At 61.8% G+C, this 15,360-nt stretch carries 12 protein-coding genes; 9 read left to right on the plus strand and 3 right to left on the minus strand.

Features of this window, described 5'->3' with window-relative positions; translation table 11 throughout:
- Positions 1-8: 8 nt before the first annotated feature.
- Genes IEW00_RS03940 through IEW00_RS03960 form a run of 5 tightly spaced genes read left to right on the plus strand, consistent with a single transcriptional unit; the run spans position 9 to position 5,328 of the window.
- Positions 9-1,166, plus strand: coding sequence for a DUF1972 domain-containing protein (locus IEW00_RS03940; protein WP_188513010.1), 1,158 nt, complete (start codon positions 9-11; stop codon positions 1,164-1,166).
- Positions 1,167-1,206: 40 nt separating this feature from the next.
- A complete protein-coding gene (locus IEW00_RS03945) occupies positions 1,207-2,259 on the plus strand; it encodes a glycosyltransferase family 2 protein (RefSeq protein WP_188513011.1) in 1,053 nt (350 codons plus the stop codon).
- Positions 2,260-2,263: 4 nt separating this feature from the next.
- Positions 2,264-3,418 carry a glycosyltransferase family 4 protein gene (locus IEW00_RS03950; protein WP_188513012.1) on the plus strand — a complete coding sequence of 385 codons (1,155 nt, stop codon included), beginning with the start codon at positions 2,264-2,266 and terminating at the stop codon, positions 3,416-3,418.
- Between the two features lie 36 nt (positions 3,419-3,454).
- Positions 3,455-4,486 (plus strand): GDP-mannose 4,6-dehydratase, encoded by a 1,032-nt coding sequence (gene gmd, locus IEW00_RS03955; protein ID WP_188513013.1) that lies wholly within the window; start codon positions 3,455-3,457, stop codon positions 4,484-4,486.
- Positions 4,486-5,328, plus strand: a complete 843-nt coding sequence (locus IEW00_RS03960; protein WP_188513014.1) for a GDP-mannose 4,6-dehydratase — start codon at positions 4,486-4,488, stop codon at positions 5,326-5,328. Before gmd ends, IEW00_RS03960 begins: the two co-directional genes overlap by 1 nt.
- On the opposite strand, the gene IEW00_RS03965 is transcribed toward IEW00_RS03960, so the two are convergent.
- A complete protein-coding gene (locus IEW00_RS03965) occupies positions 5,325-6,221 on the minus strand; it encodes a class I SAM-dependent methyltransferase (RefSeq protein ID WP_188513015.1) in 897 nt (298 codons plus the stop codon). The genes IEW00_RS03960 and IEW00_RS03965 overlap by 4 nt on opposite strands.
- 308 nt (positions 6,222-6,529) lie before the next feature.
- Here IEW00_RS03965 and IEW00_RS17465 point away from each other — a divergent pair, with 308 nt between their 5' ends.
- The 3 genes from IEW00_RS17465 (at position 6,530) to IEW00_RS03980 (ending at position 11,372) form a co-directional block, all read left to right on the plus strand.
- A complete protein-coding gene (locus tag IEW00_RS17465; protein WP_229736792.1) occupies positions 6,530-7,963 on the plus strand; it encodes a sugar transferase in 1,434 nt (477 codons plus the stop codon).
- A gap of 124 nt (positions 7,964-8,087) precedes the next feature.
- Positions 8,088-9,065 (plus strand): quinone oxidoreductase family protein, encoded by a 978-nt coding sequence (locus tag IEW00_RS03975; RefSeq protein WP_188513112.1) that lies wholly within the window; start codon positions 8,088-8,090, stop codon positions 9,063-9,065.
- A 198-nt stretch (positions 9,066-9,263) separates the two neighbouring features.
- Positions 9,264-11,372 (plus strand): catalase, encoded by a 2,109-nt coding sequence (locus tag IEW00_RS03980; RefSeq protein ID WP_188513016.1) that lies wholly within the window; start codon positions 9,264-9,266, stop codon positions 11,370-11,372.
- Between the two features lie 50 nt (positions 11,373-11,422).
- On the opposite strand, the gene IEW00_RS03985 is transcribed toward IEW00_RS03980, so the two are convergent.
- Positions 11,423-13,021, minus strand: coding sequence for a spinster family MFS transporter (locus tag IEW00_RS03985; RefSeq protein ID WP_188513113.1), 1,599 nt, complete (start codon positions 13,019-13,021; stop codon positions 11,423-11,425).
- A gap of 148 nt (positions 13,022-13,169) precedes the next feature.
- Between IEW00_RS03985 and IEW00_RS03990 the strand changes: the two genes are divergently transcribed.
- The gene (locus tag IEW00_RS03990) at positions 13,170-13,661 is read left to right on the plus strand and encodes a low molecular weight protein-tyrosine-phosphatase (RefSeq protein WP_188513017.1); all 492 of its coding nucleotides are present in this window, start codon (positions 13,170-13,172) and stop codon (positions 13,659-13,661) included.
- Between the two features lie 7 nt (positions 13,662-13,668).
- On the opposite strand, the gene IEW00_RS03995 is transcribed toward IEW00_RS03990, so the two are convergent.
- The gene (locus IEW00_RS03995) at positions 13,669-15,183 is read right to left on the minus strand and encodes a lipopolysaccharide biosynthesis protein (RefSeq protein WP_188513018.1); all 1,515 of its coding nucleotides are present in this window, start codon (positions 15,181-15,183) and stop codon (positions 13,669-13,671) included.
- Positions 15,184-15,360: the final 177 nt, after the last annotated feature.

A 15,360-nucleotide genomic window follows, 5' to 3' on the forward strand; every position in this document is an offset into this window, starting at 1 on the left:
GCCCCGCCGTGAACACCACTCCCCCCTCATCTGCGCGCCGTAGCGTCAACATTCTGGGCTGCCGCGGTGTGCCCGCAGCGCATGGCGGGTTCGAGACCTTCGCCGCAAGGCTGGCGCCTTATCTGGTCAAGCATGGTTGGGACGTCACGGTCTATTGCCAAGAGGATGTAGCGCCCGGCGCGGACATGGCGATGCATGACGATAACTGGCAGGGCGTCCACCGCCGCCATATCCCGATCGCGCGGACAGGGCCCGTCGGCACGATCAGCTTCGATCTTAAGGCAACCCGCGATGTGCTGTCGCGCCCGGGGGTCGATCTGGTGCTGGGCTACAACACTGCGGTGTTTGCGGCCTTGAACCGCATCAAGCGCCGCAAGGTGGTGATGAACATGGACGGCATCGAGTGGAAGCGCGCCAAATGGTCGGCTGCCGCCAAGGCCTGGTTCTATCTCAACGAGCGCGCCGGATCGTACCTCAGCCAGGTCGCGATTGCCGACCACCCGTCGATTTCGGATCACCTGCGTTCGGTCAGCGGTATCAAATCCGTGGTGATCCCCTACGGGGCCGATCTGATCATCGGTGCCGATGCGCGCCTGCTCGAACCCCTGGGTGTGGTTCCCAATCGTTATTTCGTGTCGATTGCGCGCATCGAGCCCGAAAATTCGATTCTCGAGATCGTCGAGGCGTTCTCGCTCAAGCCCCGCAACGCGAAGTTGGTGGTGCTGGGCAAGCTTGAGGACGGCAACGCGTATCATCAGCGGGTCAAGGCGGCGGCCAGCGCCGAGGTCGATTTCCCCGGGGCGATCTATGATGCTGATCGGCTCGCGGCGCTGCGTTTCTATACGTTGGCCTATATGCACGGCCATCAGGTGGGTGGCACGAATCCCTCGCTGGTCGAGGCGCTGGGTGCGGGCAATCCCGTGATCGCGCACAACAACCGTTTCAACCTGTGGACCGCGGGCGAAGGCCAGTTCTACTTTTCGACCGTGGCAGAGTGCGCGGTACATATGGAGCATCTGCTGGCGAACCCCGATGCCGCCGACACCGCACGCGCTGCGGCACGCGCGCGCTATGCCCGGGATTTCGAATGGGACAAGGTACTGGGCCAATACCGCATGCTGCTCGCAGATGTCGCCGATGGCGCGCCGGTGAAGCCGGCTTATTGATGCGCGCTGCGCCGGGCCTGCTGCCGACAGGGGCAATAGCGTGAGCGCCGATGCCGCCCGGATGGCGGTTGCGCCGCGCGTCGCCATCGCGATCGTCAACTGGCGCAACGCAGCCGACACGATTGCCTGCCTTGAATCGCTGCAGCATCTGGCCGACCCGGATGTTGCGGTGACCGTGTGCGACAACGGTTCGGGCGATGGGTCGGTGGAAAAGCTGGCAGACTGGGCGCAAGGGGCGCTTGCGCAATCAGGGCGGACCTTCCGCGTGCTGCAGGAGAGCGATCTGGGCGATGCGGCGCCGCGCGACTATCTCACCATCATCGCCTCGCAGCGCAACCTGGGCTTTGCCGGTGGCAACAACCTGTGCATCCGGCTGGCGCTGGCAGATCAGGGTATCGAGGCGGTCTGGCTGCTCAACAACGATACCGAAGTGCTGGCAGACAGCCTGCAGGCGCTGCGCGCGCGGTTGGCCGAAGACCCGCAGATGGGGATTTGCGGGTCGACCCTGGTCTATCATCACGACAAGACCACGGTGCAGGCAGTGGCGGGGCGGTATGACATCGCCCGCGGCAGCGGCGGCGAGATCGGCCAGGGCCTGACATTGGCGACACTGCCGCCGCGCGATCAGGTCGAAGCGCAGATGTCCTACCCGCCCGGCGCATCGATGCTGGCCTCGCGGCGCTTTATCGATGCGGTCGGTCTGATGGAGGAAAGCTATTTCCTCTATTTCGAGGAGATCGACTGGACGCTGCGCGGCAAGCCGCGGTTCACCGTCGGCTGGGCACCGGGATCGGTCGTGTTCCACAAGGAAGGCGGCTCGATCGGCACCAATGCCCGCGGCCGCCCGAGCGATCTGTCGCTGTACTATAATCTGGTCAACCGGGTGCGGGTCGCCCGGCGCTTTCAACCCGCAGCCGTTCCGCTGATCGTCGCCCGGCTGGCCGCGATCGGCGCACGCTACCTGCTCAAGGGCGATTCGCGTGCGGCGCGGATCGTGGTGCATGCGTTGAGCGACTTCCGGTCCGGCCGCTATCGCACCGGAGCGTGGCTTTCGGCCAGCCGAACAGCCCGCCAGATCCAGAAGAAGAACTGAAGCCATGCCGTCACCCCAGCCCCGGACCAAGCCTGCGATCGCGATTATCGAGACGATCGGCTCGCATGGCGGCATGCATTATTATACCGACAATCAGGCGCACGCGCTGGTCAACCAGGGCCATCCCACGACGTTGTATTCGCTACCCGCATCGACCGACGCCGGCGCGCGTTATCGCAAGGTGGATACCTTCAAGGAGATTTACGGGTCCGATCCCAAGGCGATCCGCGGCCTACGGCTGATGCGTGATCTGACGACATCGCTGCTGGCAGCCAAACGGTCCGGAGCGAAGGTCTGTATATTCCACCTGTTCAAGATGGATGTGTTCGAGCTTTACGCCGCTCGGCTGTGCAAGCTGCTGGGGATGAAATCGATGGCCATCGTGCACGACGTGGCGCGGCTCGATCAGCCCAACCAGCGTCCGCAACTCGCGCGCATTGCCGCCTCGTGTGATCTGCTGATTGCACACAATGGCTTTTCGGAGGCGGCTTTGCTGGCGGCGCTGTCCGGTGCACCTGCCAATGTGACCGTGGTGCCGTCGGGCAATTACATCGCGCAGTTCCCCGATCCGCCGTCCAAGGAACAGGCGCGCGAGCGGCTGGGCCTGCCGCAGGACAAGCTGATCATCCTGTTCTTCGGCAACCCACGCCGCGAAAAGGGACTTCACGTTCTGCTCGAGGCAATGGTGGCGCATCGTGATGACCCGCGGCTGCTGCTGCTGGTCGCAGGCAAGATGAAGCCCGAAGAGGAAGGCGAATACCGCGCGTTTGCCGCCGAGCACGCCCTGGGCGAGCGGGTCCGTTTCGACATCGGCCATGTGGACGATGCCGATGTCCCCGCATATTACCGCGCGCCAGACATTATCGCATTGCCGTATCTTCGGATTTACGAGAGCGCAGTCGCGCTGATGGCGATGAGCCTGGAACGCCCGGTGCTGGCAAGCGATCTGCCGCCGATGCGCGATGTCATCGGTGACGATGCGCGCGGCTTGCTTTTTGCCGCCAGCGATGCGCAAGCGCTGTCAGCCCGCATCGGCGAGCTAGTGGCCAACCCGGAGCAGCTGACCGATCTGGCGACGAACGCCGCCACTTATGCTGCGCGAGACCGCCATTGGGACGTGACCGGCAGGATGCTATCGGCTGCGAGCGAATCACTTTAAACCCGTTCTGGGCGCACTTAGGCCTCTGGAGGACCAATGAAGGCACTTATTACTGGCGTAACCGGACAGGACGGCGCGTATCTCGCAGAGAACCTGCTTGAGCGTGGCTATCAGGTCTATGGTACGTATCGGCGCACCAGCTCGGTCAACTTCTGGCGGCTCGAAGAGCTGGGTGTCGACAAGCACCCCAACCTGCATCTGGTGGAATATGACCTGACCGATCAGGGCTCTGCCATCCGGTTGCTCGACACCACCGGCGTTACCGAGGTTTACAATCTCGCCGCGCAGAGCTTTGTCGGCGTGTCGTTCGATCAGCCGATGACCACTGGTGCGATCACCGGACTGGGTGTGACCAATCTGCTCGAGGCAATCCGGATCGTGAACCCCAAGATCCGGTTCTATCAGGCGTCGACATCGGAAATGTTCGGCAAGGTCCAAGCGATTCCCCAGACCGAGGAAACTCCGTTCTATCCGCGCAGCCCTTATGGCGTGGCCAAGCTGTATGCGCACTGGATGACGATCAACTATCGCGAAAGCTATGGCCTGTTCGGAACCAGCGGCATCCTGTTCAACCACGAATCGCCGCTGCGCGGGCGCGAGTTCGTGACGCGCAAGATCACCGACACCGTCGCCAAAATCCATCTGGGAACCGCCGATGTGCTCGAGCTTGGCAACATCGACGCCAAGCGGGATTGGGGTTTTGCCCGCGATTATGTCGAAGGCATGCGGCGGATGCTGCAGCACGACGAGCCCGAGACCTTCGTTCTGGCGACCAACCGCACGGTGACGGTGCGCGATTTCGTGACGTTGGCGTTTGCCGAGACCGGCGTGACGATCGAGTGGAGCGGCAAGGACGAAAACGAGGTCGGCACCGATCCCGCCACCGGCCGCCAGCTGGTGCGGATCAACCCGCGCTTCTACCGTCCGGCCGAGGTCGATCTGCTGATCGGCGGTGCTGAAAAGGCTGAACGTCTGCTCGGCTGGAAAAGCAGCACCCCGCTCGAAGAATTGTGCCGCCTGATGGTCGCTGCGGATCTGGAACGCAACAAGCGCGGCGCCTCTTTCTGATGCGGGTTCTCGTAACCGGCGCTGACGGCTTTACCGGCACCTATCTGGTGGCGGAATTGCAGTCGCGCGGTTGCGAGGTTTTCGCGTTATCCAGCGACATTACCGATGGGGCCGCAGTGGATTCTGAAATCGCGCAGGCGGTTCCCGACCGGGTGATTCATCTCGCCGCGATCGCCTTTGTCGGCAGCAACGCGGTTGATCCGTTTTACCAGGTCAACCAGCTTGGCACCTATCACCTGCTCGATGCGCTGGCCCGGCACGCACCGCACGCGCATGTGCTGATCGCCAGCAGCGCCAACATCTATGGCAATTCGACCGGCGGATACCTCGACGAACACACCCCGCCCAACCCCGCCAACCATTATGCGGTGAGCAAATGGGCGATGGAAGTGGGTGCGGGAATGTGGGCCGACCGGCTGCAGATGACCATCGTGCGCCCGTTCAATTACACAGGTGTCGGACAGGAAGAGCAGTACCTGATCCCCAAGATCGTGGCGCATTTCCGCAGGCGTGATCCGGTGATCACGCTGGGCAATATCGATGTCAGCCGCGATTTCGGCGATGTCCGCTCGGTCGTGGCCGCCTATGCAGGGCTCAGCGCAGCGCCGCCGATGGCACCGGTCGTCAATGTCTGCACCGGCAAGGTATGGAACATCCGGCAGATCATCGCGATGGCCAGCCGGATCACCGGTCACAATATCGAGATCGCCACCAACCCCGCGTTCATGCGCACGAACGAAGTCGAAATTCTCGCAGGCGATGCCAGCCTTTTGCAGTCGCTGCTTCCGGACTGGCGACCACATAGTCTCGAAGATACGCTGGAATGGATGTTGCGGGTTTAGATTGCCTGGAAGATGAATGCCGCCTGATCGCCCATTCCGCTGGCGTTCGCCTCGGCAGTTTTACGCGCAAAGGTCTGAACCTGTTCTGGAGAGGGTGCAGGCGCGCGCGCATCACCACGCATCGCAATGCCCGCGCGGTAGTTTTCGCTGATCTCAAATTGCTGCGGGATTGAATCGTCTATCGTCCTCACCAGTTCAAATGATGCGGCTTCTCCCGCAATGCGCATGCCTGCGCGAGAAGGAAGGGTGATATGACGTGGCGCGTCGAGCTGGAACCAGTCGATGCCATATTCTTGCCAAGCCCATGACGAAACCGTCGGAACGCGGACGATGCAGTAACCGCCAGGAGACAGTTTGCTACGCGCCGCAGCAAGTGTCTCACGTGGAGCCGGAACATGTTCTAGTGAATGATGGAACATGATGAGTTCAAAAGTGCCGGAAACTTCGTGCAGGCTGGCTCTTGCTATTTGCGCGCCATGTGGGGTGGTGATGTCGTCATCAATGAAGGCATCAGCGCCGTGCAGGTTGCGAAATCCGGCAGCACCAAGTCTGTCCAGCAGGGCGCCCGAGCCGCAACCGACATCCAGAATCGCGCTGTTGATCGTTAAAGGAAGCTCACCAATCATTGCCAGAAGCGGGTCAGGCTTTGCTCCTGCCACCAGCGGTCCCAATAAGGTGGGACGATGAAGCAGCGCCTTGTCACGTTCGGTTTGTAGATAGGTTTTCAGCGATGATCCCGAAGGAGCCAAAAACGAATAATAATCCGCAGGGTAATGCTTAGCTAACTCTTCAGAAGCCAGCGCTACCAATATTTGAACGGAGCCGCATTGACTGCATTCAAAATACTCGAAGGCTTCGCGGCTGCCATACATCATTTCATAGGCTACAAACACCCTATGCGGTCCCGTCGCAGTACAGAGTCTGCATGACGTTTGTGTGCTGACTGTCATCAACGGTCCTATCTCGATTAAAAGCAACAGAAGATTTATGGCGTCAGCCAGATACGAGTCAGGTGCCAATGGAAGAAACTGAGCACAAACTCAAGCAGATAGAAAGCAACCAGCATTCACTGCGCCTTCGGTTAGAGGCGGCCATTGTGCAATGCAGCAGAACTGTGTAAGGCAGCTGATGAGGGCGTATCATGGATCGATTCTTAGGAGCAAAATCCAGTATGCTGAAAGCCAGAAATTCTGGGCTGCCAATGCCAGCCGCCTTGACCGGTCAGGATCTGGATTCCGCCCCTATCCAGACGGGCAATTCCGCTCAGGTTGATTTTGATGCGCTGGTACGGCTTGAGGCGCTCAAGGGGCGCAAGCGGATGCGCGGCATCATGTCGTTGCTGTCGATCACGGCCGACGTAACTTCCATCCTCACGGGCTTCTTTCTGGCTAGCTTGGCGTACCTTGGTACCCTGGATAACGACCACGCAAGCAACATGGTCGCGATCTGCATTCCGCTATTTCTGATTTTCTCGCTCAACAACAACGCGCATAACACCCGCAAGGTGAGCAACTTGATGTCGGGCATCGCTTCGGCCACCGGCGCGCTCGTGCTTGCCGCAGGTTGCCTGCTGCTGATTGCCTTTTTCATGAAGATCGGCGCTGAATTTTCGCGCGGCGTGTTCTTCCTCGGCGTCTTTTTCAGCGTTTTGGCAATCATTACGATGCGAACCATTTTTCGCGCCGTTTTCCGTGAACGCCTGGAAGAGGGTGTCTACGCGATCCTGTGCATTTATGATGGCGTCCCGATGTCGCAAACGGCAGGGCCAGGCGCAATCGAGGCGCGCGCGATGGGTCTGCACCCTGACCTTGCCAGCGCGATTGCGGTCAACCGGCTCGGCACGCTCGCCAAGGGCATGGACCGTGTCGTCATCCATTGCGTGCCACAGGCGCGCCAGGCCTGGGCGATGGCGCTCAAGACGCTCGATGTGCGCTGTGAAATCGTGGTGCCCGAACTCGATGAATTCGCCGCGCTCAGCATATCGCAGCGCTCGGGCCATACGAGCCTTCTGCTTAACAGCGGACGGCTCGCCTGGAACCATCAGATGATGAAGCGCGGCTTTGATCTGACGATCTCGCTCGCCGCCCTGCCGTTTCTGCTGCCGTTCTTTGCGCTGGTTGGTCTTGCGATCAAGCTCGACAGCCGTGGGCCGATGTTCTTCCGTCAGGAACGGATCGGGCTTGGCAACCGCCCCTTCATGATCTGGAAGTTCCGATCGATGCGCACCGAGCTTTGCGATGCCAATGGCGATCGGTCGACCTCGCGGACCGATGACCGGATCACCCGGGTCGGACGCTTCCTGCGCAGAACCAGTATTGATGAACTGCCGCAGATTCTCAACGTCATTACCGGCGATATGAGCCTGGTCGGGCCCAGGCCGCATGCTTTGGGATCGCGCGCGGAAAACGCCCTGTTCTGGGATATCGACCAGCGTTACTGGCAGCGCCATGTGGTCAAGCCGGGCCTGACCGGTCTTGCACAGATCCGCGGCTTTCGCGGCGCTACCGAACAGAAGATGGACCTGACCAAGCGTCTTCAGTCCGACCTTGAATATGTGTCGCACTGGAGCCTGGCCTCGGACATCCGCATCCTTCTGAGCACCGCAATGGTGGTCTTTCACAAGAACGCGTTCTGACTCATACCACGCGGCGGGGTGCCCCGATCGGTGTGCAGCTTTGCGTTCTGGGAAACAGACACGGCACGCAGCATAGGTTCCCGGTGCTCATTTCTCCATCGAAACCATTGCAAGGAACATGACGATGCAGGCGCGCCAGGCATTTATCTCCCGCACCGGGGGTCCTGAGGTGATCGAATGGCACAGCGTTGATGTGCCGACACCGGGCGCGGGCGAAGTCACGCTGCGCCAGACCGCGATCGGTCTCAATTACATCGATACCTATCACCGCAGCGGCGTATATCCCATCGATCTGCCTGGCGGGCTGGGACTTGAGTCCGCAGGAACGGTCGAAGCGCTGGGCGATGGTGTCGAAGGACTGGCCATTGGCGATCGCGTCGCAACTTTCGGCCCTGCGCGCGGAGCCTATGCCGATGTCCGCAATGTTGCGGCGGCCAGCCTGCTGAAACTGCCCGATGATATTTCCGATCAGACGGCAGCGGCTGCGCTGCTCAAGGGCTGCACCACAGAGTTTCTGGTCGAGCGCTGCGCCCGGGTCCAGGCGGGGCAGGCCGTGCTGGTCCATGCGGCCGCTGGCGGTGTCGGATTGCTGCTGGTGCAATGGCTCAAGGCGATTGGCGCGACCGTCATCGGGACGGTGGGCAGCGAGGACAAGGCGGCACTGGCGCGCGCGGCCGGCGCCGATCACATCGTCCTCTACACCCGGGAGGACACCGCCAAACGCGTGCGCGAGCTGACCGGGGGCAAGGGCGTGCGCTTTGTATTCGATGGCGTCGGGCGCGACACCTGGGAAGCGTCGCTCGACAGCGCGGGCAAGCGCGGGTTGATCGTGTCCTATGGCAATGCCAGCGCACCGGTGACCGGCGTCGGCCTGGTAGTTCTGGCTGCAAAGGGCTCGCTTGTCGTCACCCGGCCAACATTGTTCGATTATTATGCCGATCCAGCCGAGCGTGCAGCTGGGGCAGAGCGGTTGTGGGCGATGATCGGAAGCGGCAAGGTCAAGGTCACGGTGGGGCAGACCTATCCGCTCGAACAGGTCGCCTGGGCGCATCGTGATCTCGAATCGCGGGCCACCACCGGATCGACCCTTCTGCTTCCCTGATCGGACAGCGCTGGACGAGCAGTCGGGTTCGGGCGCTGCTTGGGCGACAGCGCAGTTTTCCTCTCTGATGCATGCATCGCATGCCAGTGCGGCGCGTAAGTGCTGCAACGGCGCAATCGCGTCTGGTCGATGCGCGCCTGAGCTTGGAAAATCCAGCCGCTGTGCACGCGTTGATCCATGAAAATGCAGGAGCAACGCATGACACAATCCCCTTCAAAAACCGCGCCCCCAAAAACGACACTCAATGACACGACCCAGGGCCACGGCGGCGAAACCCATCAGCAGGCCAGCGGCGATGCCCCGGTGCTCACCACCAACCACGGCATGCCGATCTCGGACAACCAGAACAGCCTGAAATCGGGTGCGCGCGGCCCGACGCTGCTCGAGGACTTCGTGCTGCGTGAGAAGATCTTTCACTTCGATCACGAGCGTATCCCCGAGCGGATCGTCCATGCGCGCGGCACCGGCGCGCACGGCGTGTTCGAGGCGACCGACGATATTTCGGACCTCAGCAAGGCTGCGGTGTTTACCAAGGGCGAGAAGACCGAGGTGTTCGTGCGCTTCTCCACCGTCGCGGGCGGCGCCGGATCGGTCGATACCCCGCGCGACGTGCGCGGCTTTGCGGTCAAGTTCTACACCCGAGAGGGCAATTGGGATCTGGTCGGCAACAATATCCCGGTGTTCTTCATCCAGGATGCGATCAAGTTCCCCGATCTGGTGCATGCGGTGAAAATGGAAGCCGATCGCGGCTATCCGCAGGCCGGCAGCGCGCATGACACCTTCTGGGACTGGGCGTCGCTGATGCCCGAATCGACGCATATGCTGATGTGGGCGATGTCCGATCGTACTTTGCCGCGCTCGTTGCGGATGATTGAGGGCTTTGGCGTCCATACATTCAAGCTGGTCGATGCAGACGGCGGCGCGCGCTTCGTCAAGTTCCACTGGAAGCCAAAACTGGGCCTGCAATCGACGATCTGGGACGAAGCATTGAAGCTTCAGGCCGCAGACAACGACTATCATCGCCGTGATTTGTTCGAAGCTATCGATGGCGGCGATTTCCCCGAATGGGAGCTGGGGATCCAGGTGTTCGACCAGGAATTCGCCGATGCACAGCCTTATGATGTGCTCGATGCGACCAAGCTGATCCCCGAAGAGGACATTCCGGTTCGGATCATCGGCAAGATGACGCTCAACCGCAATGTCGACAATTTCTTCGCCGAGACCGAGCAGGTCGCGTTCCTGCCGACCAATATCGTTCCGGGAATCGATTTCTCGAACGATCCGCTGCTCCAGGGACGGCTGTTCAGCTATCTTGATACGCAAAAGTCGCGGCTGGGCACGACCAACTTCCACCAGATTCCGGTCAACGCGCCGCGTTGCCCGTTCGGCAATTTCCAGCGCGATGGCATAATGCAGACGATGGTCCCCAAGGGCCGCGCCAATTACGAGCCCAACTCGCTTGGCGAGCATGGCGAGGAAGCAGGCCCGCGTGAAAGCGCTGCCAAGGGCTTTGGCACCACAAATCTGGCGAGCGGTCCCGATGAGCAGGGCGACAAATTGCGGGTGCGCGCCGAGCTGTTTGCCGATCACTACAGCCAGGCACGGCTGTTCTATGCATCGCAGACCAAGAACGAACAGGCGCATATCGCCTCTTCATTCGTCTTCGAGCTTTCCAAGGTCGCCGATCTGGATCAGGTCCCCACCCGCATGGTCGCCAATCTGCGCAATGTGGATGAGGACCTCGCCAAGCGGGTCGCCGATGGGTTGAACATCGAACTGCCCGCCAAGGCCGAAGCCGCGCGTGCCCCGGTCGAAATGAAGCCTTCTGACAAGCTGTCGATCCACAAGAACATGAAGGCGACGCTTGAAGGCCGCAAAGTCGGGGTCCTGATCGCCGATGGTACCGATGCGGGCGAGCTCGACACCGTGACCAAGGCGATTGAAAAAGCCGGAGCGACCGTGTTCATCGTCGCGCCCAAGGTGGGCGGGGCCAAGCTCTCGAACGGCAAGATGCGCAAGGCCGATGGCCAGCTCGCCGGAAGCCCCAGCCAGCTGTTCGATGCGGTGGCAATCGTGCTATCCGAGGACGGCACCCAGATGCTGCTCAAGGAAGCTGCAGCCGTGCAGTTTGCGATGGATGCGTTCGGGCACCTCAAGGCGATCGGCGCAAGCAAGGCCGCCAAGCCGCTGCTCGACAAGGCGGGGGTTGAAGCCGACGCGGGCGTGACCGGCACCGGCGATGATTTCATCAAGGCGGCGGCGACGCGCTTTTATGATCGCGAACCCGGTGTGCGCATGCTCGCCTGATTGTAACGGTTGGACCGGGCGGTACCATTGGTGTCGCCCGGTCCGCCCGATCAGATATCTTCGCCCGCTGCCCGTGCCCGTTCGAGCACTGTGCGTTCGGCCAGCGGCACCGCGCGGTAAGCCGCGACCAGCAGCAGCATCCCTACAGGTACGATCACCAGGATCGAGAGTACACCGGTCGACAGGCTGCCGCTGATCACCGACATTTGCCCGGCAAGATACGGGCCCAGCGCCAGGCCGAAGAGCGTTGTTGCCAGGAAGAAGGTCGCGGTAGCAGTGCCGCGCATTCGTGGCATCACCAGATCCTGCGTGGTGGCTGCGGCTGCACCGAGCGCGGAGCTCGCCAGCATGTTGGCAAGCGAGACGAAGACGGCGAAACGAACGAAATCCATATTCGAACCGGGGTCGTTGACCGTGGTGAAGGCCAGCACGATCGGGATGACCGGGGTCAGCAGCCCGAAGGCGATGACCATGATGCGACCCGATTCACTGCGTGCGCGCAAATAATCGGACATCCGCCCCCCCAGGATCACGCCGACAAATCCCCCTGCCGCGCCAAGTCCGCCGAGCCAAAGCCCGATGGTGGCGGTCGATTCGCCCAGCACCTGCGCGGCATAGCTCGGCCCGAAGGCTGTGGTGGCATAAGACATGAACGCGACACAGCCATAGCCCAGGATGGTGTAGAGGAACGCCGGTGATCCCCAGATCAGCGCAAAGGTCGCAGGATCACGCTGACGCAGCGATGACGCCCAGGAAAACACCGCATAATAGCCGACCGCAATGCAGATCCATTGCAGTGTGGCACCGGTCAGCACGATCAGTCCGAAGGCTGCAAGCGCCAGCGCGGCGATCACGCCGACATTGATTGCCAGCGCTGATCCGCCGCGCTGCGCTGCCGAGATCAATGTGAACGGCGGGATGACGGCAAACAGTTCCTGGAGGAACCCGCGAAACGGCTCAGCGGTGGGCGGCGTCGGCAGGCCATCGACCAGGCCCCGCACCGGCTCGCGCAGGGTCGCGACCCATGCCGCGAGCAGCAGCCCGGGAATGCCCACCGCAAGGAACGCGGCCTGCCAGCCGACCAGCCCCAAAGGGCCGCCGCCGGGATAGGCGTTGTTCCATCCGGCAACGATGAAGCCACCGATCATCAGCGAGATGCCGCCGCCGAAATACAGCCCCGCCGAATAGATCGCCAGCGCGGTTCCGCGCATCCGCTTGGGGAACATGTCCGAGATCAGTGAATAGGCCGAAGGGCTCGCGGTCGCCTCGCCGATGCCGACCCCCATCCGCGCGAGGCCCAATGTCGTGCCGTTCTTTGCAAACCCCGAAACCGCGGTCATCGCTGACCAGATCGCCAGCCCCAGCGTCAGCAGCCGGACGCGGTTCCAGCTGTCTGCCAGTCGTCCCAGCGGAATGCCGAACAGCGCATAGAAGACGGCAAACGCGGTGCCATAGAGAAAGCCGATATCGGCGTCATCGAGCCCGAGGTCGGCCTTGATGTCGGGCGCCAGGATGGTGATGATTTGCCGGTCGATGAAATTGAGAACATAGACGAGGAAGAGAATCCCGAGGCCATACCAGGCATAAGGCGTGGCGTGGGTCGCGGGGGCAAGTCCCGCGTCGTGACCGGGAGTGTCCCGGTCTGGGATGGGGTGTGTCTCAGTGCCAATTGGTCCCGTCACCTGCGCGCGTCTCCCGTCGCTTGTTCTTGTATACTGCCTTGGCTAGCAGAGCGGCTGGTTCGTGCAAGCGCTGAACGGGCGCAGATATCAGAGCAAGCGGCAAGCGGAGTGACATATGGCAGAGCAGCTACCCTCGATCATGTTCGTGTGTCTGGGCAATATCTGCCGCTCGCCGCTGGCGGACGGAGCGCTCCGCCACGAGGTCGCACGGCGTGGTCTTGGCTGGCGGGTCGATTCGGCAGGAATCGGCGGATGGCATAGCGGCGATGCACCCGATCCCCGCGCGATCGAGGTCGCTGCGCGGCATGGCGTGGACATCGCCGGGCTGCGCGCGCGGCAGGTGCAGCCTGCAGATTTCACCCGGTTCGATCTGATCCTGGGAATGGACCACGACAATCTTGCCGGTTTGCATGGACTGGCACCTGCGCGGCACGCTGCCGATGTACGGCTGGCGCTCGATCTGGTCGATGGGCGGCAAGGCCAGACGGTGGCCGATCCGTATTATGGTGACGCAGTGGGGTTCGAGGCGACATGGCGCGACGCGCAGGCGATCGCGCTAGGCGTGTTGCGCCACTTCGGGGTGCGAGACTTCGGGGTGTGCGACTGACTGCGAATCAAGCCGGGACCGGTTCCTCGATCGGCGGGGTCTGGCGGCGGAGCAGGCCGATCGCCTCGTTCAGCATCTGCGGCGCGAGCACCCTCAGCAGCAGGAAATAGCTCAGCGCACCGACACCGGCGAGCAGCGCCAGGCGGACCATGACCTCGGCAATGCCATTATCGAGCGCACCGGCCAATCCGATTTGCATCGTCCACACCAGAGCCGCCATCGTGACCGCCGCGCCGACCCCCGGCGCGCAGGCGATCAGCACATCGCGCACGCGGACCCCGATGATCGGGCACGATTGCCAAAGCGCAAAGCCCAGCACCACCGGCATACCGATCACCCAGCCCAGCGCCAGGCCGATGACGCCGAACTGGACGCTGATCAGGAACACCAAAGGCATGAACGCTGCGCCAAAGGCCGAGCAGCGCACGGTAATTCGCGGATGCCCCAGCGCATTGACCGCAGGCGCGAGCAGCACATGCAGCGTCATGAACGGCATCGCGATTGCAAACAGCTGGACCAGCGGCACCATCTCCAGCCACTTTTCGCCGAACAGCGTATAGACCGCCTCGGGCGCGGTGACGGCAAGCCCCGCATAGACCGGGCAGCTGATCAGCATGATCAGCGCGATCGCCTTGAGGAAACCGGCCTGCAATCGTTCGGGCTGTGCCTGCAACCGGGCATAGGCAGGGAACGCCACCTCGTTGAGCGGCGGGATGACCTTCGACGAAAACATCTGCGCCAGGAACAGCGCCTCGGCATAAAGTCCCAGCGCATGCGGATCGAGCACCCGGCCGGCGATCAGGACATCGGCCTGGGTTTGGACGCTCCACAGCAGATGGCTGGTGAGCATCGCGCCACCAAAGCCGATCATCGCGCGGGTGCCGCGAAAATTGAAGCTGGGCCAGACAATGAAGCGCTGGGCGATGCACAACCCGATTGCACGGGTCCACACCATCGCAGTGGGCGCGGCAACCAGCGTCCACACACCCCATCCTGCCATCGCGCAGACGATCGAGGTCACCGCACAGACCAGCGCCGAGATCAGGTTGACGATCGCAAGCCGGCGAAAATCGAGCGCGCGGCTCATCAGAACCTCCGGCACGGCTACGAACGGGGTCGCAAGGTACATGAGCGTCTGCCAGCGCAGCAGCTCGGTGACCATCGGCTGGTTGTAATAGGCAGCGATCGCAGGCGCGGCGGCAAACTGGATCGCCGCGATCCCGACGTTCAGAATCAGCAGCAGCCCGAACGCTTGGCGGACGCGGAAGCGGTCGATCTTCTCCTGCTGGATCAGCGAGCTGGCAAAGCCATAGCCGTTGAGGAACGCCAGCATCACCATGACAACCTGGGTCATGGCAAACAGCCCGTAATCTGCCGGGTCAAGGATTCGGATCACTGCCAGCGTGGTGGTCCACATCACGATCTGGCTGACGATCTGGCTGCCCGACCGCCAGAACACGGCAGACCTCACCCGGGTGGCAAAACCTGAATCGGTGATCGAATGTGCTGTGTCTTCAACCATATAGTCTCGTGGTCCCGTCAGGCGCAGGTTGGTCTTAGGGATGAGATGTCGCCAAAACCTTATGGATCCGGGGTCTAGCGACAAAACCCGAAAAAAACTGAAATAAAACTGCAAAAACCGTTTGACCCGAATCGGAGTGGTCCATATATGCCCTTTCACCGGACGGGACGCATCGTT

The sequence above is a fragment of the Blastomonas aquatica genome (genome assembly GCF_014639875.1).
GTDB lineage: Bacteria > Pseudomonadota > Alphaproteobacteria > Sphingomonadales > Sphingomonadaceae > Blastomonas > Blastomonas aquatica.